This is a genomic window from Enterococcus termitis (assembly GCF_001730305.1).
Lineage (GTDB): Bacteria > Bacillota > Bacilli > Lactobacillales > Enterococcaceae > Enterococcus_L > Enterococcus_L termitis.
In genome coordinates, this window is record NZ_MIJY01000001.1 from 611,672 (window position 1) to 634,766 (window position 23,095).

18 protein-coding genes and 1 rRNA gene are annotated in these 23,095 nt (G+C 37.7%); 16 read left to right on the top strand and 3 right to left on the bottom strand.

Going from position 1 to position 23,095, the window contains the following annotated elements; all coding sequences use genetic code 11:
- Positions 1-7: 7 nt before the first annotated feature.
- The 3 genes from BCR25_RS02905 (at position 8) to floT (ending at position 5,756) form a co-directional block, all read left to right on the top strand.
- The gene (locus BCR25_RS02905; protein WP_069662085.1) at positions 8-3,430 is read left to right on the top strand and encodes an FtsX-like permease family protein; all 3,423 of its coding nucleotides are present in this window, start codon (positions 8-10) and stop codon (positions 3,428-3,430) included.
- 305 nt (positions 3,431-3,735) lie between these two features.
- Positions 3,736-4,260, top strand: a complete 525-nt coding sequence (locus tag BCR25_RS02910; RefSeq protein WP_069662086.1) for an NfeD family membrane protein — start codon at positions 3,736-3,738, stop codon at positions 4,258-4,260.
- A 17-nt stretch (positions 4,261-4,277) separates the two neighbouring features.
- Positions 4,278-5,756, top strand: coding sequence for a flotillin lipid rafts scaffold protein FloT (gene floT / locus BCR25_RS02915; protein WP_069662087.1), 1,479 nt, complete (start codon positions 4,278-4,280; stop codon positions 5,754-5,756).
- A 43-nt stretch (positions 5,757-5,799) separates the two neighbouring features.
- On the opposite strand, the gene BCR25_RS02920 is transcribed toward floT, so the two are convergent.
- On the bottom strand, positions 5,800-6,399 hold the full coding sequence (locus tag BCR25_RS02920) for an FUSC family protein (RefSeq protein ID WP_069662088.1): 600 nt from the start codon (positions 6,397-6,399) through the stop codon (positions 5,800-5,802).
- Between the two features lie 118 nt (positions 6,400-6,517).
- Here BCR25_RS02920 and BCR25_RS02925 point away from each other — a divergent pair, with 118 nt between their 5' ends.
- Entirely contained in the window at positions 6,518-7,483 is a 966-nt protein-coding gene (locus BCR25_RS02925) for an aromatic acid exporter family protein (protein WP_069662089.1), read from the top strand.
- 246 nt (positions 7,484-7,729) lie between these two features.
- Entirely contained in the window at positions 7,730-8,236 is a 507-nt protein-coding gene (locus tag BCR25_RS02930) for an HD domain-containing protein (protein WP_069662090.1), read from the top strand.
- A 41-nt stretch (positions 8,237-8,277) separates the two neighbouring features.
- Here BCR25_RS02930 and BCR25_RS02935 read toward each other — a convergent pair whose 3' ends face one another.
- Complete coding sequence (locus tag BCR25_RS02935; protein ID WP_069662091.1) at positions 8,278-9,630, bottom strand: MATE family efflux transporter; 1,353 nt, start codon at positions 9,628-9,630, stop codon at positions 8,278-8,280.
- A gap of 294 nt (positions 9,631-9,924) precedes the next feature.
- Between BCR25_RS02935 and BCR25_RS02940 the strand changes: the two genes are divergently transcribed.
- The 5 genes from BCR25_RS02940 (at position 9,925) to recQ (ending at position 16,419) form a co-directional block, all read left to right on the top strand.
- The gene (locus tag BCR25_RS02940) at positions 9,925-11,175 is read left to right on the top strand and encodes a voltage-gated chloride channel family protein (RefSeq protein ID WP_379975141.1); all 1,251 of its coding nucleotides are present in this window, start codon (positions 9,925-9,927) and stop codon (positions 11,173-11,175) included.
- 42 nt (positions 11,176-11,217) lie between these two features.
- Positions 11,218-11,502 carry a UPF0223 family protein gene (locus tag BCR25_RS02945; protein ID WP_069662093.1) on the top strand — a complete coding sequence of 95 codons (285 nt, stop codon included), beginning with the start codon at positions 11,218-11,220 and terminating at the stop codon, positions 11,500-11,502.
- A complete protein-coding gene (locus BCR25_RS02950; RefSeq protein WP_069662094.1) occupies positions 11,499-12,275 on the top strand; it encodes an inositol monophosphatase family protein in 777 nt (258 codons plus the stop codon). Before BCR25_RS02945 ends, BCR25_RS02950 begins: the two co-directional genes overlap by 4 nt.
- Positions 12,276-12,453: 178 nt before the next feature.
- Entirely contained in the window at positions 12,454-14,289 is a 1,836-nt protein-coding gene (typA, locus tag BCR25_RS02955) for a translational GTPase TypA (RefSeq protein ID WP_069662095.1), read from the top strand.
- A 357-nt stretch (positions 14,290-14,646) separates the two neighbouring features.
- The gene (gene recQ, locus BCR25_RS02960) at positions 14,647-16,419 is read left to right on the top strand and encodes a DNA helicase RecQ (protein ID WP_069662096.1); all 1,773 of its coding nucleotides are present in this window, start codon (positions 14,647-14,649) and stop codon (positions 16,417-16,419) included.
- A 211-nt stretch (positions 16,420-16,630) separates the two neighbouring features.
- Here the strand turns inward: recQ and BCR25_RS02965 are convergent, their stop codons facing one another.
- Positions 16,631-17,410, bottom strand: coding sequence for an ABC transporter ATP-binding protein (locus BCR25_RS02965; protein WP_069662097.1), 780 nt, complete (start codon positions 17,408-17,410; stop codon positions 16,631-16,633).
- Between the two features lie 158 nt (positions 17,411-17,568).
- Here BCR25_RS02965 and BCR25_RS02970 point away from each other — a divergent pair, with 158 nt between their 5' ends.
- The 6 genes from BCR25_RS02970 to BCR25_RS02995 form a co-directional block, all read left to right on the top strand.
- Complete coding sequence (locus tag BCR25_RS02970; protein WP_069662098.1) at positions 17,569-18,135, top strand: YceD family protein; 567 nt, start codon at positions 17,569-17,571, stop codon at positions 18,133-18,135.
- Between the two features lie 59 nt (positions 18,136-18,194).
- Positions 18,195-18,374: a 50S ribosomal protein L32 gene (gene rpmF, locus BCR25_RS02975; protein ID WP_069634653.1), complete on the top strand. Its 180-nt coding sequence runs from the start codon at positions 18,195-18,197 to the stop codon at positions 18,372-18,374.
- Between the two features lie 237 nt (positions 18,375-18,611).
- On the top strand, positions 18,612-20,033 hold the full coding sequence (gene gndA / locus BCR25_RS02980) for an NADP-dependent phosphogluconate dehydrogenase (protein WP_069662099.1): 1,422 nt from the start codon (positions 18,612-18,614) through the stop codon (positions 20,031-20,033).
- A 149-nt stretch (positions 20,034-20,182) separates the two neighbouring features.
- Positions 20,183-20,869 (top strand): response regulator transcription factor, encoded by a 687-nt coding sequence (locus BCR25_RS02985; RefSeq protein ID WP_069662100.1) that lies wholly within the window; start codon positions 20,183-20,185, stop codon positions 20,867-20,869.
- Positions 20,866-22,383, top strand: a complete 1,518-nt coding sequence (locus BCR25_RS02990) for a HAMP domain-containing sensor histidine kinase (RefSeq protein WP_069662101.1) — start codon at positions 20,866-20,868, stop codon at positions 22,381-22,383. Before BCR25_RS02985 ends, BCR25_RS02990 begins: the two co-directional genes overlap by 4 nt.
- A gap of 629 nt (positions 22,384-23,012) precedes the next feature.
- Positions 23,013-23,095, top strand: a 16S ribosomal RNA gene (locus tag BCR25_RS02995); the annotation flags it as partial.

Here is a 23,095-nt window from a genome sequence, read left to right on the forward strand (position 1 = left end):
GATCGTAATGAAAAAGACGGCGTTGCTTAAAACAAGCTTTCGTGAAATAAAGCAGTCAAAAACACGATTCATCTCAATTATGGGCATTATTTTTCTAGGTGTCATGGTGTTCGTAGGACTGAAAGCTACTGGTCCGGATATGACTCGGACTGCTTCTACTTATTATCAAAAACAAAAGCTGCCTGATGCCCGAATCGTTTCTTCTTTAGGTTTAGTGGATAAAGATATCCAATTGATTGAAGAAGAGAAAAATGTTGAGGCAGTTTTACCAAGATATACGAAAGACATCGTAATCAGCGAGAAAAATGTTGCTGTTAAATTTGTCAGCTACGACCTAGCTAAACAGCAGCCTATATTAGATTATCTGGTTGTTGAAGGTCGTATGCCGAAAAAAAGTGGAGAAGTTGTTCTAGATGAATTAGCCAGTCTGCACGGTCGTTATAAATTAGGGGATACACTGACACTGTCAAAAGAGGATAATAAAGATCAGGCGTTGAAAAAGAATCAATTCAAGGTCGTTGGTTTTGTTCGTTCGCCCGAATATATAGAAAATACAAGCCGAGGAAATACGACTGTCGGTAAAGGCTCACTGGATTTCTTTGCTGTAGTGCCCAAAGAAGATTTGGACCTATCAACGTATACAGAATTGTTGATTTCTTTTAAAGGCTTGGCGAAAGATAGCTACTCATCTGCATATGAACAGCAACGAGATCGCGAAGTTGAGTCTGTAAAAAAAGTGATGAAAGACCGTCCAGAACAACGAGTAAAAGAAATTCGAGCGGACTCAAAAGAATCACTTGAAAAAGCGCAAAAAGAAATCTCTGATGGAGAAAATGCGTTAAAAGATGCAGAAAAACAGTTACAAACAAGTAAGCAAGAACTGGAAGCCGGCCGACAAGAACTGGCTAACGCTAGAGAAAGCTATTTACAACAAATCAGTGCTTCAGAAAACGAATTAAATGCGAGCCAAGCACAAATCGCAAATGGCGAAAATGAGCTAGTTGCGCAACGCAATTTACTGGAAGCAAAGAAAAATGAATTAGCACAAGCAGAATCTCAAGTTAGTCAAGGACAAAATACGTTGCCAGGTTTGCAGCAGCAACGAAACGAACTAGCTGCTTCAGCTGATTCGTTGAATCAACTAGCAAATGGCTATCAAAGTTTAGGAGCTTCAGTAGCGTTATTAGATCGAGTGCCTGACGAATCTTTAGCCGACAGTATTGCTGAAGCCGCACCACAGCTGCAAGGAGCAGTAGCTGCACTAGGCGCTCCAGCAGGAATTTCAGCTGCAGTTAATCAGCTGATTGCTCAGCCAGTCAGAGATAATATTGCAGTCGTGATGAATGCGATCAATGGGGCTACTACCGAAATAAATGCCCAACAAAATCAAGTGACACAAGGATTACAAACACTTGATCAAACAATTTCAACGATCAATCAAGCAATTGCCCAATATGCAGATGGACAACAGCAACTTGCTTCAGGAGAAGCTCAACTGAATCAAGCTCAAGCACAGCTGGCTGCTGGAAAAGAACAGTTGGCAGCGGGACAAGCACAATTAGAGCAGGCGAGAGTTGACGGACAAGTACAGCTGGACGCCGCCCAAGCTAAAATAGATGAGGGACAGAAAGCTTATGATGATGGAGTGGCTGAATTTGAGAAGAAGAAATCAGAAACACTGCCGAAATTAAATGATGCAAAAAAAGAATTAGAAGAAAAACGAAAAGAACTGGATACCTTAAAGGCAGCAGATTATTATTATTTTACGCGAGCAGATAATCCTGGTTATTCAGAATATAAAGATAACGCAAACCGAATCTCTTCTTTATCCACTGTGTTTCCAATTTTCTTTTTCCTGATTGCAGCATTGGTTAGTTTAACGACAATGACACGCATGGTCGAAGAAAAGCGTATGGAAATTGGTAGTATGAAAGCTTTGGGGTATCGAAATGGTGAAATTGCTTTTAAATTTTTAGTCTATGCATCGATTGCAAGTTTGTGTGGTGCTATTTTAGGCTTATTTGTTGGGTATTACTTATTCCCTACGATTATTTTTGATGCATATGGTCAACTGTATAATATTCCTGATTTCATCACGCCGTGGTATTTCAGTTATAGTTTGATTGGCATTTTAGTCGCCGTTTTATGTACAGCTGGTGCAGCCATGGTTGTTTTACGTATTGACCTCTTTAGTACACCAGCAACATTATTACGTCCTAAAGCACCGAAGGCAGGTCAAAGAATTTTATTGGAACGGATCAAACCGATCTGGAACCGTCTGAGCTTTATTCAAAAGGTCACAGCTCGTAACTTATTCCGATATAAACAGCGAATGCTGATGACAGTTTTAGGGATTGCAGGTTGTATGGCGTTGATCATCACTGGCTTTGGATTGAAAGATTCGATTTCGGATATCGTCAATGTCCAGTTTAATAAAATTTGGCATTATCAGGCGGTTGTGACGTTCAAAGAAGATGCGTCCGAAAAAGAATCTGAGGACTATCAGAAAGCCGTCGAAAAAACAGCTGGGTTGAAAGAGACAATGCCGCTGCACGTGGAGACATTAAAAACAACGAAAAAAACAAATGCCAAACAAGATGTCTCTATCTATGTTCCAGAGAGACCAAAAGATATCGATCCGTTCATTCTTTTCAATGATCGGAAAACAGGGAAAAAATATCAATTAACAGATGATGGTGTGATCATCAATGAAAAATTAGCAAATCTTTTCAATTATAAAATAGGTGATGAACTAGCTTTAAAAAATAGTGATAATCAAGAATATAAGGTGAAAATCACTGCAATCGTTGAGAACTATACAGGGCATTTCGCGTATATGTCACCTCAATACTATGAAAAGATCTTTAGTGAGACGCCAGATTACAACACTGAATTTTTACTCTTTGATAAAAAATTAGGTGAAAAAACGGAAGCGTCTATTGGTAAGACATTAATGGAACATAAAAAAGTCTTGAATGTTTCTTTCTTGTCTGTTTCTAGTGATGCTTTAGACGATACGATCCATAGTTTGAATATCGTTGTCTGGGTATTGATCACGGTTTCTGGAATATTGGCTTTTATCGTTTTATACAATTTGACGAACATCAACATTTCAGAACGAATCAGAGAATTATCAACGATCAAGGTGTTAGGATTTTATGATAATGAAGTCACGATGTATGTTTATCGTGAAAATATTGTTTTGACGCTGATTGGAATCGTCATTGGTTGTCTCTTTGGTAAAGTAGTCCATAGCTACGTCTTGACAACCGTCGAGGTGGATATGCTGATGTTTTCACCAACGATTCACTGGATCAGTTACTTGTATTCTGCTTTGATTACTTTATTCTTTACACTGTTAGTTATGGTCTTCATGCATATAAAATTAAAGAAAGTAGATATGATCGAAGCATTGAAATCAAACGAATAGAATAAAAGACTAGTTGAGTCAAAAGTCGATTAGGTTCGATTTTTACACGAATTGCCGCAGAATCTGACTTTTGGCCACCTTTTATTAAATTGTAGAGTACAAAACAAACCTGATTTTTAGTTTGTGATGTACTCTTTTTTTGACGAGGCTACATCCTTAGTATGATTTTCAAAGATTTGCTGTTATTTTTAGCAAAGTATTGGTAAAATATAATTATCATCGGAAAAGGAGCATAAATAGAAAACGTTGATTACTGGTACGAAAAATCAGTGGTTCGTAGACCTATTTAGGAAAGGAGTGAGAACATGGTTCAAGGAATTCCGATTGAAACAATTTATCTATATGTGTTGATTGCATGTGCAGGGATTGCTGTTTTATTAGTGATTTTTGGGGATGTATTTGATTTTGACGGACCCATCGATCCCATGCTGATCATTCCGTGGCTGGCATTCACTTCATTGTTTGGCTATTTAGGCGAACAGCTTCTTGACTGGGGACATCTCTTTTTGTTTATCGTCAGTGGCGCGATTGCAGCAATTTTGGTCTTTTTTCTTAATTTTTATGTGCTGATGCCGATGAAAAATGCGGAATCAACCATTTCAATATCAGAAAAAGACATGGAAGGCACTCAAGCAACTGTCATTACCCCTATCCCTGTTAGTGGAATGGGAGAAATTCAGTTGAAAAGTGTGACTGGTTCGATGAGTCGGCCAGCGGCATTATATGCACCCCAGGAAAAACCGATCAATCGCGGGGAGCAAGTCCTGATTATCGAAGTCAAAGAACGTGTTTGTTATGTAGTGCCTTACAAAGGCAGTTTACAATTATAAAAAAGGAGTAGAAGAGAATGGGATTAGGATTATTGGGACCAATCGTTTTGGTGGTTTTCATCTTATTGATGATGCTGATTGTGTTTGTTTCAAAATATCAAACAGCAAAACCAGACGAAGCACTGATCATCAGTGGTAGTTATTTAGGCAGTAAAAATGTTCATGCGGATGAGCGAGGCAATAAAATCAAGATCGTTCGAGGCGGTGGTGCTTTTGTATTACCAGTCTTCCAACGTTCAAACCGAATCAGTTTATTATCAAGTAAACTAGACGTATCAACACCAGAAGTCTACACGGAACAAGGTGTTCCAGTAATGTGTGATGGGACCTCGATCATCAAGATCGGTTCATCTGTTGAAGAAATTGCAACGGCTGCCGAACAATTTTTAGGTAAAACACGAGAAGAGCTTGAAAACGAAGCGCGCGAAGTACTAGAAGGTCACCTTCGTTCGATCTTAGGATCAATGACGGTAGAAGAAATCTACCAAAACCGTGATAAATTTAGTCAAAGCGTACAGGAAGTCGCAAGTGTGGATTTAGCCAAAATGGGTTTGATCATCGTGTCATTTACAATCAAAGAAGTCCGCGATAAAAACGGCTATCTTGATTCTTTAGGGAAACCAAGAATCGCTCAAGTAAAACGTGATGCCGATATCGCCGAAGCAGAAGCATTGAAAGAAACAAGAATTAAAAAAGCCGAAGCTGAAAAAGAATCTCAACAAGCAGAATTACAACGCCAAACAGAGATTGCCGAAGCATCAAAAGAAAAAGAATTAAAATTAGCAACGTATAAAGAAGCTCAAGACATTGCAAAAGCCAAAGCTGACCAAGCCTACAATTTGGAAACAGCCAAAGCACAACAAGAAGTTATTGCTCAAGAGATGGAAGTTAAAGTCATCGAACGTCAAAAACAAATTGAGCTGGAAGAAAAAGAAATCGTTCGTCGTGAGAAACAATACGATTCAGAAGTGAAGAAAAAAGCGGATGCAGATCGTTATGCAAGAGAACAAGAAGCTCTTGCTCAAAAAGCTCGTGAAGTTGCCGAAGCAGAAGCAGAGCGTTTCCGTGTGGAATCTTTAGCTGAAGCCGAAGCAAACCAAACACGTCTTGCTGGACAAGCCGAAGCAGAATCTATTCTTGCTCGTGGTGCTGCTGAAGCCGAAGCAAAACAAAAAATCGCCGATGCCTTCAAGGAATATGGCGAAGCAGCAGTATTAAGTATGGTTATGGAAATGTTGCCGCAATTAATGAAAGAAGCAGCACAACCACTTGGCAATATTGATAAAATCTCTGTTGTCGATACAGGCGGTGGCGGCGAAAACGCAGGCGCAAATCGTATTACAAACTATGCAACGAACTTACTAGCTGGAACCCAAGAAACATTAAAAGAAACAACTGGCTTAGACGTAAAAGAATTGATCGAAAACTTTTCAAAAAAGGGCACAAACAGTAATGTGAACTTTTACAGTGAAGATGAGACCAATGACGTAAAATAAACGATAAAAGCTGTCAAAATCAATTAGATTTTGACAGCTTTTTTTACTCTTTATTATTTTTTTCAGCATCCGCCCGCGCTTGCACCTTTTTTCTAAGTATTTCTAATTCTTCTTCCTTCTTGGCTAATTCAGCAAGGTCTTCTTCGATTTCATGAGATTCTTCAACTGGTTTTGGCTTAATGAAAAAATTCAAACCGATACCGATAAATGTGCCGATAAACGTGTCGATCACTCGATCTAAAGCAAAGTAGAACGATTCACCTTGAGGAATACTAAGTGAAATCAAGAGCAGTGTTGCGATTGCAGATATAATTCCAGAATTATTATTCATCCCGTCAGAGAGGACGATCACCACAATTACTAAAAAAGGAAGCAAAAACAATTCTACTAGAAAATCACTGGAAAAAAGATCTTTCACTAAGAAATACACAATAGCTAGACCGCCGCCTAAGGTATTCCCGAGAATTCTAGATTTACCGAAAGTCAAACTCGTTGTTAAATCTTGCCGCAAGGAAAATACCGCTGCTAAAGCTGCGATCATTGGTGCGCCGCGATCAAGCACTTTAAACAAAATAATACACAACATAACTGCAAGGGCAGTTTTCAATGTTCGCATACCTAAGCGAAAAGGACCGATTTCCATGAGCGTTCTCTCCTATAATCAACATTTAATCACTTTACTATTTCATCATAACCGAAATAGAGGTAAAATTACTAGTATTAATATAAAAGATTAACTAAAATCATTAAGGAGCAATCGAATGAAAATTGGATTACGAACAGTCAAAACTGCTGTGAGTGCAGCCTTGGCAATGATCGTTGCTGAAAGTTTAGGCTTATTATACCCAGCCTCTGCAGGGATTATTTCCGTGTTGAGCGTGACTAATACCAAGAAAACATCATTACTGACCGGGCTTTATCGCCTGTTGTCATTAGCTTTAGCAACTGCGATTGCGTATGTTTGTTTTTCTATTTTAGGCTTTAACGCTATAGCATTTGGTATCTTTTTACTTCTATTTATTCCTGCAGCGGTGTATTTCAAATTATCCGATGGAATCGTTGTAAGCTCAGTTTTAGTCACACAATATTTAGTAGAAAACGATTTATCGTGGTCGATCATTGGCAATGAATTTTTATTGATGACGATCGGTGTGGGCTTTGCTTTACTGATGAATTCCTACATGCCAGATGCAGAAAAACGCTTGAAAGAAGATCAGGAAGTAATCGAGACCATGTTTCGAAAAATCTTGAATAATATGGCTGCATACTTGAATCAGCCAGGAAAAGAGCGAAATCTATTCGAAAAATGTGATGATCTCAAAGCATTTATCCGTACGGGTGAAAACTGGGCAAAAAACCATGCAGAAAACCATCTATTATCTTCTGATGATTATTACTTAGAGTATTTCACAATGCGCCGAATGCAGAGTAATAGTTTGAAGGATATGCTGCGGATATTAGAAGCAATCACGGTTGAACCGGAACAGGTTGAAAGCATTCAAAAGTTATTACAATATACAGCTGAGACATTTGCTGAAACGAATGACGGACAGGATATTTTAGATAAAATCTCACAAGTCTATGAGGTTTATCGCAAAAAAGAATTGCCAAAAACAAGAGAAGAGTTTGAAAATAGAGCGAAGGTTTTTCAGTTATTACAAGTCTTCCATTCATTTATAGAAATCAAAGCAGAGTTTGCCAGACATCAGAGTGAAAAAACAGTATAGTTTCTAGATATATGCCTTTCAGCCAATGAGGAAATCGTTACATTTCTAAAGCAATTATTAAAGTTTAGTTACGGATTTCTAAAAACCTAGTATTTCTAAAATCAAGGTGCTATACTTTCATCAAGTTAAAAGACACATTTACTGGCGATAGAGAAGCCAAGTCTTTAAAATCGTTTCGTTTTGGGAACGTGTTTTGGTAGGGAAAATACTTCATTCAATTATATTAAAAAGGTGGAACCCGAATTAATGACTGAAAAATGGCGTGAAGATCAAGAATATATGTCTTATGTAGAAGATTTATTAGAAAAAGAAGAAGTCCAACGTTTAAGTAACTATACACAACATGTTCACTCAACTCGTTTAGATCACTCTATCAGCGTATCATATAACAGCTATAAGTTAGCTAAGAAGTGGAACGGTGATGCTAGAGCGACTGCTCGTGCAGGGCTTTTGCATGATTTGTTTTATTATGATTGGCGGACAACAAAATTCGATGAAGGCTCTCATGCATATATGCATCCTAGAATTGCAGTGAAAAATGCTGAGAAATTAACAGAACTTTCGGATTTAGAACGTGATATCATCATCAAGCATATGTGGGGAGCAACGATTGCTCCACCTAAATACAAAGAAAGTTATATTGTTACGATGGTCGACAAATATTGCGCGGTCAAAGAGGCTTCGGAGCCGATGACGAATTCAGTGAAATCGAAATGGCGTCAATATTTTGGAAAAAAACAATCTGTACAATAAAAAAAACGACTGGTTTTCTTTAGGAAAACTAGCCGTTTTTTTTATTGTTCTAGTTGCTGAGTTTGGTCTAAATTCTTTAAGCGTTTTATAGCTTTCAGATAAGAAGCAAGCAGTACAACCACTGAACCTGCCCAAGCGAGTGGAGAAGCAAATGCTGCACCTACAAAGCCGAAAGAGGCTGTTAAGAAAATTGCTGCAAATGAACGCATGATCAGCTCCATAATTCCTGCAATGGTTGGAACAACACTTTGTCCAAGCCCTTGTAAGGTATAGCGTAGAATAAATAAAATAGCTAAAAGCCAGTACATACTGCCGTTTACATTAAAATAAATTTGAGATAAATCAAGAACAGCTGTTTCTTTAGCACTGACAAACAGAGTAACTAAATTTTGACCGAAAAGCACAACAATTGCTCCTGCTAATAAGCTGAAACCAATACTCATCACCAAGCATTGTGTAACGCCTTGAAGAATTCGTTTATATTTCTTTGCTCCATAATTTTGAGCGGTAAAAGTAGCCATTGCAATACCAAAAGACATCATAGGCTGTGTTGCAAACTGTTCAATTTTTCCAGAAGCAGCCTGAGCTGCGACAACATCCGTACCTAGACTGTTCAACGCAGCTTGCAGAATGATTGCACCGATTGCAATGATCGAAGATTGAAATGCCATTGGCAAAGCAATGTTCAAATGAGCGCGAAAGTCTTTTTTGTCAATTATAAAATCTCTTTTTCTTAACTGCAGATTAGGAATTTTCCATCGAATATAGACCACACATAAAAGGCTGGAAATGATTTGAGCAGTAACAGTCGCAATCCCTGCTCCGGCAACGCCCATATGAAAATTGATAATCAAAATCAAATCCAAGACGACATTGATAATACTTGCAATGATCAAAAATAAAAGCGGTGTTCTACTATCACCAAGCGCCCGTATCACATTGGATAATAAATTAAAGGCCATTGCTGCAAAAATACCGGCAAAGATAATTGAAATAAAAAGTTGAGCATCTTGAATGATTTCTTTGGGCGTCTGCATCAAAACTAACATAGGACGAACGAAGATCAAACTAAGTCCTGTTAAAACGATCGTAACAACTCCGCTGATCATGATCCCGGTAGCAAAACTCTTTTTTACACCGCGATAATCCTGCGCCCCAAAGCGCTGAGAGGTCATGATCGAAAGACCTGCTGTCAACCCTTGAGCAAAACCAATAATCAAAAATGTAATACTGCCTGTGGAACCAACTGCTGCCAATGCATCTTTTCCTAATGTTTGCCCGACAATGATCATATCCGCCATATTATAAAACTGCTGAAAAATATTGCCGATCAATAACGGAATCGTGAAAAAGAAAATCAGCTTTGCAGGATTGCCATGTGTCAATTCTTTCAATGAAAACACCCTTTCATTTATAAGGAAATCAAAACGATAAACACTCTGTTCTAAAGAAACACCAAATGGATCAAATCAAAAAATAGGCATTATTAAAAATTTCTTATTCATAGTAGCATAATCTCTTGGTTTTGCAAGTAGTTTAATAAGGAAAAAATGAACATAAAATCTAAATGAAACGACTCTTTTTGAAAAAATTTTTGCTATAATTGACCCAAATGCAGCTAAGCAGTAGTATGATAAAGAATAGCTAAATAGGATTGAGGAGTTGAGGCTGTGAAAAGTGAGTTAAAAATGCCGATAAAAATGAGTATCCACATGGTAAAATGGTTAATTATATCCGCTTTGATAGGAAGTATTATGGGCGCATTATCTGCATTTTTTTTGAAAAGTTTAGAAATCGTTACGACCATTAGGCTAGAACATAGTTGGCTGCTGTTTCTGTTGCCGGTCAGTGGCGCTATTTTTGCTTTTTTATATCAACGATATGGCGGAAATGCGATCAGAGGAAACAATCTAGTGATTGATCAAGCGAATGGAGAACAGGAGAATATCCCACTACGGTTGATACCCTTAACGTTGTTTGGTACGCTGACAACCCATTTATTTGGCGGTTCAGTTGGTCGTGAAGGAACAGCAGTACAAATGGGCGGTACAGTCGCAAATGCTGTAGGTCGTGTGTTTCATTTAGAAAAGCTGGAACGGGAAATCGTTATTATCAGCGGAATCAGCGCTGGCTTTAGTTCCGTTTTCGGAACACCACTTGCGGGTACGCTGTTTGGGCTGGAAGTTTTAATGATCGGCCGGATACGATCGGAAGCCATTTTTCCAAGTTTTTTTGCGGCCTTTTTTGCAAATTTAGTTACAGAATCCTTTGGTGTCACCCATACACATTATGACATGGGGCAAATCCCGGCTTGGACAGTTGCTTTGTTTGTTAAAGTCTTTGCGGCAGGTATCTGTTTTGGTTTTGCCGGCTGGCTCTTTAGTCGGTCGATCGTATGGATCAAAAAATTTTATGCAGCGCATTTGCAGAACGTTGTTTTGCGTAACTTTATCGGTGGTATAGTTGTGGTGATTGCTGTGTTTATTTTACAGACACAACGTTATCTAGGTTTGAGTTTACCCTTGTTAAAGGACGCCTTCAATGGTGACAGTTATTGGTTTGATTCTATAGGTAAACTATTTTTCACCGTCTTATCATTGGGGGCAGGGTATCAAGGTGGAGAAGTAACGCCTTTATTTGAAATTGGTGCAACGCTAGGTAGTAGTTTAGCTGTAGTGTTTCATCTGTCTGTTCCATTTTTAGCTGGGCTAGGTTTCATAGGTGTTTTTTCTGGAGCGACGAATACACCGATTGCCTGTTTTATTATGGGGATCGAACTATTCGGTAGCGAAGCGGCAGTTTTCTTTTTTATGATTTGTCTCGTTAGCTATATGTGCTCTGGAAATACCGGAATTTATGCTGCTCAACGAGTGGGAACCGAAAAAGGTGTTCTCTTTTTACCGCTTTGGACTCGTTGGAAAGAACATCAACAAAAGTGATTTATTATCAGCTATGCTATACTTGAATGAAGAGGTGGGAATATGAAGGATTATCAATACCCTTTAGATTTAGATTGGACGACAGATGAGATGGTGGTCGTCACAAATATGTGGACGGCCGTCGAGCAGGCAAACGAAACAAGTATTGAGATATCAGTGTTTTTGTCGAAGTATCAAGCATTTAAAACGGTAGTGAAAAGTATCGGAGAAGAAAAGCGTTTAGGCAATGAATTTCAAAAAGTGTCCGGTTACTCATTATATCGAACCGTTCAAGAAGCAAAAAAACAAGGTTCTGGTAGACTAAAAATAGGAGCTGGTCAAAAATGACGACTGAAAAATTAGTTATTGACATTAAAGGATGGCTGAAAGAAGCGGCAGATTTTATTCGAAGCAGTTTATCTAGTGAATTATCTGTTTCGCAAAAATCAGGCAGAACAGATTTGGTCACGAACATTGATGAGGAAACTCAGAGTCTGCTTATTAAAAGAATAAAAGAGAATTATCCTGATGATCAGATTTTGGCTGAAGAAAAAGGCTATGATAGTCTAGATTCGCTGTCTGGTCGTGTGTGGATCATCGATCCAATTGATGGTACGATGAATTTTGTCATGGAGCAGGAAAATTTTTGTATTATGATCGCGGTGTTTGAAGAGGGCATTGGAAAGCTTGGCTTCATTTATGATGTAATGAAAGATGAATTGTACTGGGGCGGGAAATCCTTAGGCGTATTTTTGGGAGATCAACAGCTGACGAAGCCAAAAGATTTAGGTTTGGCAGAAGGCTTACTTGGTATGAACGCTTATATGTTTGGTGAGAATATTCATTCTGCTAGAGAGATTGGACATGCTTCAATGGGCGTAAGAGTTAGCGGCTGTGCGGGGATTGAATTGATTGAGATGCTAAAAGGCAATCATATTGGATATATTTCCAATCTAAGTCCGTGGGATTACGCAGCAGGTTTGGTGCTACTAGAGGAATTCGATTTTACCTACTCTAATATAAAAGGAACAGCACTGGCTTTTTCTGGAAGAGAGTACTTTTTAGCTGCAGCACCAAAAGCATATCAAGAAATTCAAGCACGTTTTTTGATGAATGAATAGGTCCAGATGCACGTTTTTTAGTAAAAATGCAGTGTTTTTCAAAAAAAAGTAAGAAAAACATGAAGTTTTCATAACTTTTGAAAGCTTAGGACTATATTTCATGAAAAAAATTTGCTATAATAAACAGTCGGATTTAATGAACAAGTGACGTAAGGCAAAAGGATAAGGAGCAATCACATTGAAATACAGAGATGATATTAGAAACGTGGCAATTATTGCCCACGTTGACCATGGTAAAACAACATTGGTTGATGAATTATTGAAACAATCGCAAACATTGGATGGACATACACAGCTGCAAGAGCGTGCAATGGATTCAAATGCGATTGAAAGCGAACGTGGAATCACGATTTTAGCGAAAAATACAGCAGTTGATTACAACGGTACCCGCATTAATATTTTGGACACACCTGGACACGCGGACTTCGGTGGTGAAGTAGAGCGTATCATGAAAATGGTCGACGGTGTTGTTTTAGTTGTTGATGCCTATGAAGGAACAATGCCTCAAACACGTTTTGTGTTGAAGAAAGCATTGGAACAAAAAGTAACGCCAATCGTTGTTGTAAATAAAATTGACAAACCATCAGCACGTCCTGAGCACGTTGTTGATGAAGTCTTAGAATTATTTATCGAATTAGGCGCAGACGATGATCAATTGGATTTCCCTGTTGTTTATGCATCCGCATTAAATGGAACATCAAGTGACTCAGATAATCCAGAAGATCAAGAGCCGACAATGGCACCGATTTTTGACCAAATCATTGAACATGTACCAGCACCAGTCGATAACTCAGATGAGCCTCTACAATTCCAAGTATCATTATTAGACTATAATGACTATGTTGGACGTATCGGTATCGGACGTGTTTTCCGTGGAACAATGAAAGTTGGAGACCAAGTTGCCTTAATGAAATTAGACGGCAGTGTGAAAAATTTCCGTGTAACGAAAATCTTTGGTTTCTTTGGTTTGCAACGTGTTGAAATCACTGAAGCAAAAGCAGGTGATTTGATTGCCGTTTCTGGTATGGAAGACATTTTCGTTGGTGAAACAGTTGCTGACGTGGCAAATCAAGAAGCTTTACCAATCTTGCATATCGATGAGCCAACGTTACAAATGACATTCTTAGTAAATAACTCACCGTTTGCTGGCCGTGAAGGTAAATTTGTCACAGCTCGTAAAATTGAAGAACGTTTAATGGCAGAATTGCAAACAGACGTATCATTACGTGTAGAACCAATTGCTCCAGATGCTTGGACGGTTTCTGGTCGTGGTGAACTGCATTTGTCAATCTTGATTGAAAATATGCGTCGTGAAGGATATGAGTTACAAGTATCACGTCCAGAAGTGATCGAACGCGAAATTGAAGGCGTAAAATGTGAACCATTTGAGCGTGTTCAAATTGATACACCTGAAGAATATATGGGTAGTGTGATTGAATCATTAAGCTTACGTAAAGGTGAAATGCAAGACATGATCCATACAGGAAATGGTCAAATTCGTTTGATTTTCCTAGCGCCAGCTCGTGGTTTGATTGGTTATACAACTGAGTTCTTATCAATGACACGTGGATATGGCATCATGCACCACACATTCGATCAATACTTACCAATGATCCAAGGAACAATCGGCGGACGTCATCAAGGCGCGCTTGTTTCTATTGACACTGGTAAAGCAACGACATACAGTATCATGAGTATTGAAGAACGTGGAACAGTCTTTGTTGAACCAACAACAGAAGTGTATGAAGGTATGATCATCGGTGAAAACAACCGTGACAATGACTTGACAGTAAACATCACTAAAGCAAAACAAATGACTAACGTCCGTTCTGCAACAAAAGATCAAACGTCTGTCATTAAAAAACCGAAAAAACTGACATTAGAAGAATCATTAGAATTCTTGAATGAGGATGAATATTGTGAAGTAACACCTGAAAGCATCCGCTTAAGAAAACAAATCTTAAATAAAAACGAACGTGAAAAAGCAAGCAAAAAGAAAAAAGTAGCGGAATAGATTTGCCATAAGTCAAACGGATATAAATAAAAGACCGTCTCTAAAAGTTAGCATTACAGTCTAATTTTTAAAGGCGGTTTTTTTGGTTACATATGAAAAATTGAATGGGTAAATAATTACTTGATTGGTAAAAAAGTAAAAAATATATTCTTTTTGTGGATAACTAAGAATAAAAACAAATAAAATTTGCGTATCTTAATGATAGAATGCTTTAAAATGGGGATTTTGATTAGATAGTTGTCACACATCTTGTTTCACACGGAGCAAAATGTTTCACGATACGAATGGATTGTTGGTTGAATTACTATATAGTGCATGCTAGAATAACAACCAGACACAAAGAATGGAGCGGAATTCATGATTGACACAAAAGCGTTATTAAAAGAAAAATTTGGCTATGATGCATTTCGTCAAGGTCAAGAAGAGATCATCAATCATGTTTTAGAAAAAGAAAATGTCTTGGGGATTATGCCTACAGGTGGCGGAAAATCAATCTGTTATCAATTGCCAGCGCTGATTTTAGAAAATTTGACTTTAGTTATCTCTCCCTTGATTTCATTGATGAAAGATCAAGTTGATGCACTGAATATGATGGGCATTCCTGCCACCTTTATTAATAGTACGATTTCTCAGCAAGAAATGAATAAACGGGTGCAGCTTGCTGTAGATCGTAAAGTCAAGTTGCTGTATGTAGCACCAGAACGTTTAGAATCATTTGATTTTCAACAATTATTATTACATGTACCGATCGATTTATTAGCAGTAGATGAAGCTCATTGTATTTCGCAATGGGGACATGATTTTCGTCCTAGTTATCTACGGTTAGCTGAAATTATCAAACAATTTCAACAACAACCAGCAGTAATTGCCTTGACGGCGACTGCTACACCTCAGGTAGCAGAAGATATTTTACAACAGCTGCATATTCCAAAAGAAAATCAAGTTCAAACAGGATTTGCGCGTGAAAATCTCTCGTTTCAAGTGGTCAAGGATCAAAACCGTGATGTATTTTTACTAGAATATTTAAAGATGAATAAAGATCAGTCTGGAATCGTTTATGCTAGTACTAGAAAAGAAGTGGAGCGCATTTATCATCTGCTTAAGAGTAAGAAAATTTCTGTGGGAATGTATCATGGTGGTATGAAAGAACAAGAGCGTAATCAAAATCAAGAAGCGTTTCTCTTTGATCAATTACAGGTTATGGTTGCAACTAATGCATTTGGTATGGGGATCAATAAGAGTAATGTTCGCTTTGTGATCCATGCTCAAATACCTGGGAACATCGAATCCTATTATCAAGAAGCGGGTCGAGCAGGTCGGGATGGATTACCAAGTGACGCGATTTTACTCTATGCGCCTCAGGATTTACAAATCCAGCAATATTTTATTGATCAATCCGAGATGACGATCGATTACAAACAAAAGGAATATATGAAATTAAGAGAAATGTCTCAATATGCCAATGCTCAAATGTGCCTACAAAAATTCATTTTGCGGTATTTTGGTGAACAAGGGGCAGATTGTACACGTTGTTCAAATTGTTTGGACGAAAGAGAACTAGTTGATATCACTGTCGATGTTCAAAAGGTATTGTCTTGTGTTAAACGCATGGGGGAAAAATTTGGTAAAGGCTTGGTCGGAAAAGTCTTAACTGGGTCTAAAGATCAAAAAATCGATCAATGGCATTTTGACCGTTTACCAACCTATGGTTTGATGAAAGATCGGACACAAAAAGAGGTGACACAGCTGATTGATTATCTCACAGCTGAACGCTATTTGACTCCATCTGATGGGCAATATCCATTATTGTCTGTTTCTTCGACAGGAGTACAAGTACTTTTAGGAAAGCAAACGGTTTTTAGAAAAGAAGACCAACGAGTCCGTAAAGTTGCTGTAAATGACGGTCTTTTCGAAACCTTGCGGGCGCTGCGAATGGATTTAGCCCAAGAAGCAGGGGTTCCACCTTACTTGATTTTTTCCGATAGCACGCTAAAAGAAATGTGCGAAAAATTGCCTAAAAATTCGATTCAGCTGCTGCAAATAAAAGGAGTTGGACAGAATAAGTTGGATAAATACGGTGAGCAGTTTATTGAAGCGATTGCTGCCTTCAATAAAGTAGAGGCGAAGTAAAGCTAAAGGTTAGGACTCATTCTTTGGGTTATATTTTAACCTCGTAAAAACAGAATAAATGGAGATAAAAGGCAACTCCTGCGGAAATAAGAAAACATAGCGAATGTAATGAACGGATGTTGCACAATACCACACAGGTAGATGCCAATTATCATCCGTTCGTAAATTCACTTTAACACTTGGCGATTTTCGTGAATTCCAGTAAGTTTGATCATTTGGGGTAGACGGCAAAGCGATCTTCCTGCAATGAAACGATTTGAATGGGTTCACTATAAAACGCGGTAAAGTTTTTTTCATTAAAAAGCGTATCGCGCGCACCTTTAGCAAAAATTTCGCCATCTTTTAACAGCATCAAGTGTTCAAAACAAGGAAGAATTTCCTCAGTATGATGAGTTACGTAGAGTAAGGTAGGGTGATTTTTTTGAGTAGCGATTTGCTGAATTTGTGTCAGTAATTTTTCTCTAGCAAACAAATCCAAGCCATTACACGGTTCATCTAAGATCAATAATTCCGGACTGGCCATCAAAGCTCTGGAAATCAAAACAAGCTGTCGTTCTCCTTGTGACAGTACTTCATATTTTTTACCGATCAGCGAAGCGCCGCCAGCATTGATTAGAATCATTTTAGCTTGTTCTAAGTCTTCGTTGGTATAGGTTTGATAGATCCCGATACTAGCAAACTTTCCTGATAAAACGATGCGTTCGGCCGTTTCCCAATTCTTCATACGGTACTGTAAAGCTGTGCTGACCCAGCCGATTCTACGCTGAAGCTCAGGGATCGAGGTGTGTCCAAATACCTCGCCCAAAACTTCTAAACGTCCGGCTGAGGGCCAAAGATATCCGCAGATCAACTGCAAAAGCAGTGTTTTACCTGCCCCGTTTAAACCAAGAATAGCCCAATTTTCAGATGAAGAAACCGTCCAATTTACGTTATTTAACAAAGTCTTTTTATCCCGAATAAAAGAGACATCTTTAAAATCAAAAGCGTTCATACTAACTCCTCCTTTGCCTTATTTTACCATTAATAATAAGGAATCGAACAGCTTCATTTGAAAAATAGTGAAAGAAGAAAACACTGTCAAGAAAATTTCATTGACAAAGCTTTCATCCCCCTGTATAATTGCTTTTGTTGCGTTATGAGGTGATGAATATGAAATGGTCTTTACTAGAACTAAACAAATACAAAGACAACCCATTAGAATTTTCAGAGACACTGGATTTAAAAGAGTCACTAATGAATCGAGATAACTTAATTTTGGATGTTAGCCCTGTGAAAACAACTGGAATGCTAACGGTTGGAAAAGATGAGTATTTGATTCACTATCGAATCGATGTTATTGTAACAGTACCTTCTTCACGTTCTTTAACTCCTGTTCCGCTTACGATGACCCTTGATGTTGATGAAGTCTTTATGACTCAAGAACAATATCAAAGTAAGGATGACCGTCTAGCTGATGAAGAAATCATTTTGTTGGACAACCCAACGATTGATTTGGATGAATCTGTTGAAGATAACATTCTTTTGGCGATTCCGATTCAAGTGTTGACTGAAGAAGAGAAGACAAACAGTGATATGCCAAAAGGTGATGACTGGGAAGTTTTATCTGAAGAAGCATACTTACAGCAAAGGGAAACAGAAGCACAACAAACAACGGATCCTCGTCTTGCCAAATTATCTGAGCTATTTAATGAAACAACAGATAACGAAGATAACTAGTAAGATTGGAATATATCGTGCACTTGATGCACACATCTTTACAAGGAGGTGGAACACCAATGGCAGTACCAGCTAGAAGAACTTCAAAAGCTAAAAAGGGCAAACGCCGTACTCACTACAAATTAACAATCAAAGGTTTGAATGCATGTTCAAACTGTGGTGAAATGAGAAAAAGCCATCACGTATGTCCAGCATGTGGTCATTACGATGGAAAAGACGTAGTCTCTAAAGAAGCATAAAACATTTTTTTGAAAAATGTTACGAATCCCCTAGGCTAACCATGGAGCCTAGGGGATTTATTTTGAACCGAAAAATTGCAACTAACTTATATAGAGGTCTTGTTTTCCTTGAAAACGATAAAAGATGTAGTTATTTGAACTATTTTTGTTTTCATATCAAACATTCTACGTTATAATAATGGAGATTATAAGAAAATTCTAATGAATTTTTTTTCAAAGACAGTGGGAGGATACAAAATGACAAAACAACAGTTTGGCGTAGTCGGAATGGCCGTGATGGGCAAAAACCTAGCATTGAATATTGAAAGCAGAGGCTATTCAGTTGCATTATTTAATCGTACAGGATCAAAAACAACGGATGTTGTTGAAGAACACCCTGACAAGAACTTTAAAGCAACCTATACTATTGAAGAGTTTGTAGACTCTATTGAAAAACCACGTCGTATCATGTTAATGGTCCAAGCTGGTTTTGCAACGGATGCAACGATTCAAGAATTATTGCCTCACTTAGACAAAGGCGATATTTTGATCGACGGTGGGAATACCTTCTTTAAAGATACGATTCGTAGAAATGAAGAGTTAGCTAACTCTGGCATCAATTTCATTGGAACAGGTGTTTCCGGTGGAGAAGAAGGAGCATTAAAAGGACCGTCAATCATGCCAGGCGGACAAAAAGAAGCATATGAACTAGTTGCTCCAATCTTAGAAAAAATTTCTGCTAAAGCGGAAGACGGAGAACCATGTGTGACCTATATTGGTCCAAATGGTGCAGGTCACTATGTGAAGATGGTTCATAATGGTATCGAATACGGGGACATGCAGTTGATTGCTGAATCCTATGATTTAATGAAGAATATTCTTGACGTTTCTGTAGAAGAAATGGCTGAGATTTTTAAAGACTGGAACCAAGGTGAGCTTGATAGCTACCTAGTTGAGATTACAGCAGATATCCTAACACGCAAAGATGACGAAGGAACGGGGCAGCCAATCGTTGATGTCATTTTAGATGCAGCTGGCAACAAAGGGACTGGTAAATGGACTAGCCAAAGTGCATTAGATTTGGGTGTTCCTCTGCCATTGATCACTGAATCTGTTTTCGCTCGTTTTATCTCTGCTTATAAAGAGGAACGTGTGAAAGCTAGCAAAGTATTAGCAAAACCTGAAAAACCAGCTTATTCAGGAGATAAAAAAGAATTGATCGAAAAAATCCGCGAAGCGTTATACTTCAGTAAAATTATGAGCTATGCTCAAGGTTTTGCTCAATTACGAGTGGCTTCTGAAGATTATAATTGGGACTTGCCGTTTGGTGACATTGCAAAAATCTGGCGTGCAGGTTGTATCATCCGTGCTCAATTTTTACAAAAAATCACAGATGCTTATGATAAAAACCCAACGATTGAGAACTTACTATTAGATGACTACTTTATCGATATTACGAAAAAATATCAGCAATCTGTTCGTGATGTTGTTTCGATTGCTGTTCAAGCTGGAGTACCAGTTCCAACATTTGCTTCAGCGATTGCATACTATGACTCTTATCGCTCAGAACGCTTGCCTGCAAATATTATTCAAGCACAAAGAGATTATTTTGGGGCTCATACGTATCAACGTGTTGATAAAGAAGGCACATACCACTATAGCTGGTATAACGAAGAATAATACGTTCGAAAACCATGGGATCAATAAATTTCTCATGGTTTTCTCTCTGTTGCGAAGTGAAAAATAGGTTGTTGCTAGCTTTTTATGATAAAAGTGGGTATAATAAATAGGCTTTGAGATAGCTTTTAAAGAGAGAGGAAAAATAACCAATGAGTAATATTCTTATTATTGAAGATGAAAAAAACTTAGCACGTTTTGTAGAGCTTGAATTAAAACACGAGGGCTACACAACAGAAGTTCATTATAACGGACGTACAGGCTTAGAAGCAGCACTAAATAATGACTGGGATGCGATCCTGTTAGATTTGATGTTACCAGAACTTAATGGACTGGAAGTTTGCCGCCGCATTCGTCAAGTGAAAAATACACCAATCATCATGATGACTGCACGAGATTCAGTGATTGATCGAGTATCAGGTTTAGATCATGGAGCAGATGATTATATAGTAAAACCTTTTGCTATTGAAGAATTGTTGGCACGTTTACGCGCTTTACTTCGTCGTATCGATATTGAAGGAGACAAAAATGTAGCGAAACAAACGACAATCACTTATCGTGATCTAACAATCGAAAAAGAAAACCGGGTTGTACGTCGTAACTCTGAAATGATTGAGTTAACAAAACGTGAGTATGAATTATTATTGACTTTGATGGAAAACGTCAATGTTGTCTTAGCACGTGATGTACTATTAAATAAAGTGTGGGGCTATGAAACAGAAGTTGAAACAAACGTAGTCGATGTATATATTCGTTACTTGCGTAATAAAATTGATGTTCCAGGCGAAGAAAGCTATATTCAAACTGTGCGTGGAACTGGATACGTGATGCGGTCGTGAAAAATTTAAAAAAGAGAAAAACAGAAAGAAAAGAACTGAAGGGGCCTTCTTTAACAATTAAGTGGGCCTTTGCAAGTTCTTTCTTCATATTCGTTGTTTTTACAATCTTTGCCGTGATTACATATAAAACGTCTGTGAATCTGATTGTGCAAAAAGAGCGTGAAAATGCTGAAAGAACAGTAGCTGAGGTGGCTAATCGTCTAGCAAATGCTGAAGATGATCTAACAGTATCAGAAGTATATGAAAAGCTAAAGACACCAAGCATCGACACAAATGACCTGAACAACAAAAGAATAGCGGTTGAAGGCTCCTTGATGGAGATGGATAGTATGCTTTCAGAATTGGGACAGCCCTCTTTGTTTTTATCCGTACATGACTTAGAAGGGACGCTTATCTTTGAAACACAGAAATCAAACTATCAACTAGTAAAAAAAGGCAAACAAAAAGCTGAAATCAAAACCTTAAACGATAAAACAGGGTACTTAATCATTCAGCCGGTCTATTCAAAAATTACAAGGGAAAAAATTGGGTATATACAAGCTTTTTATGAACTATCTTCTTTTTATGCAATCAAAAATCATTTACTATTGACTCTGATTGTTTTAGAAGTCATTTCATTGATTTTGAGTAGTGTATTAGGATTTATTTTATCTTCCTACTTTTTAAAACCATTGAAGGTATTGAGAGATACAATGGATACGATTCGTAAAAATCCGCAGTCAAATGTTCATATGCCTGATATTCATTCAAATGATGAATTAGCAGATCTTGCTGAAATTTTTAACGAAATGCTTGATAGAATGCGCCGCTATATTGAACAGCAAGAACAATTTGTAGAAGACGTCTCTCATGAACTACGGACTCCTGTAGCAATCATTGAAGGGCATTTGAATTTATTGAATCGCTGGGGGAAGGAAGACCCAGATGTATTAGATGAATCCTTAGAGGCAAGTCTACAAGAAATCACTCGAATGAAAAGTCTTGTACAAGAAATGCTTGATTTGTCCCGTGCCGAGCAAGTGGATATTCAATACCCAAATCATACAACAAATGCTAAACAAGTCGTATATCAGGTGTTTAACAATTTTAAAATCCTATATCCAGATTTTGTGATTACATTAGATGATGATTTGCTGCAAGAAGTGACATTGGGGATGTACCGCAATCATTTTGAACAATTACTGATCATTATCTTGGACAATGCCGTAAAATATTCTACGACACGTAAAGAAGTGCATATTTCTATTTCTAGAACATTCAATGAATTTGAAATAGCGATTCAAGATTTTGGAGAAGGAATTTCTGAAGATGAGCTAGATAAAATATTTAATCGTTTTTATAGAGTAGATAAAGCAAGAGCTAGAAACAAAGGTGGAAATGGATTAGGATTGTCGATTGCTAAACAATTAGTAGAAAACTACAAAGGAAGAATAGATGCAGAAAGTGTCATTCATCAAGGGACGATTTTTAGAATCCATATTCCCATTGTAGAAAAAAGAGAAGTAGAAGAGTAGATGAGAAAATCATTTACTCTTTTTTTTCAAAATTAAACGAATAATCGAAGTGAGATCAAAGTGAATGTGACAGGAAATACGAATACTGTTTTAAAGATGTTGAAATTTGTTCGTTAAGAAAAAAAAGAAGAGAAAATCGCCATTTTCTAGTTGCATTTTACGATAAGTATTGTTATATTTATAAATGTTCTGATTGATGTTTTTTACAAAAAAGAGTTGAGAAAAAAAGATTATTTTTATTCTTGACGAAAGAAAGACATTCATGATAGAATAACAAAGTTGTTGCATGAATAAACGGCAAAAACATTGAAAAATCAGGAAGAAAATTGTTGACAAATAACAATCAATCTGGTAAACTAATGAAGTTGTCGCTGAAACAAACGACAACGCTAAGCAGAAAAAAACTTTGAAACTTTTTAAAAAAAGTGTTGACATCAAATCGAAGATTTGATATAATATAAAAGTTGCTGCGAGGTAACAACGTAGACCTTTGAAAACTGAACAAAGTAAGACGAACCAAATGTGTAGGTTGTTTTTACAACGGTAAAAACAAACAACAATTTTTAACAAGCGAAGCAATATGCTAGCAAACAAATGAGCTTAACGATCGCAAGATCGTGTTCAACTTTTATTATGAGAGTTTGATCCTGGCTCAGGACGAACGCTGGCGGCGTGCCTAATACATGCAAGTCGAACGCTTCTTTTCTACCGA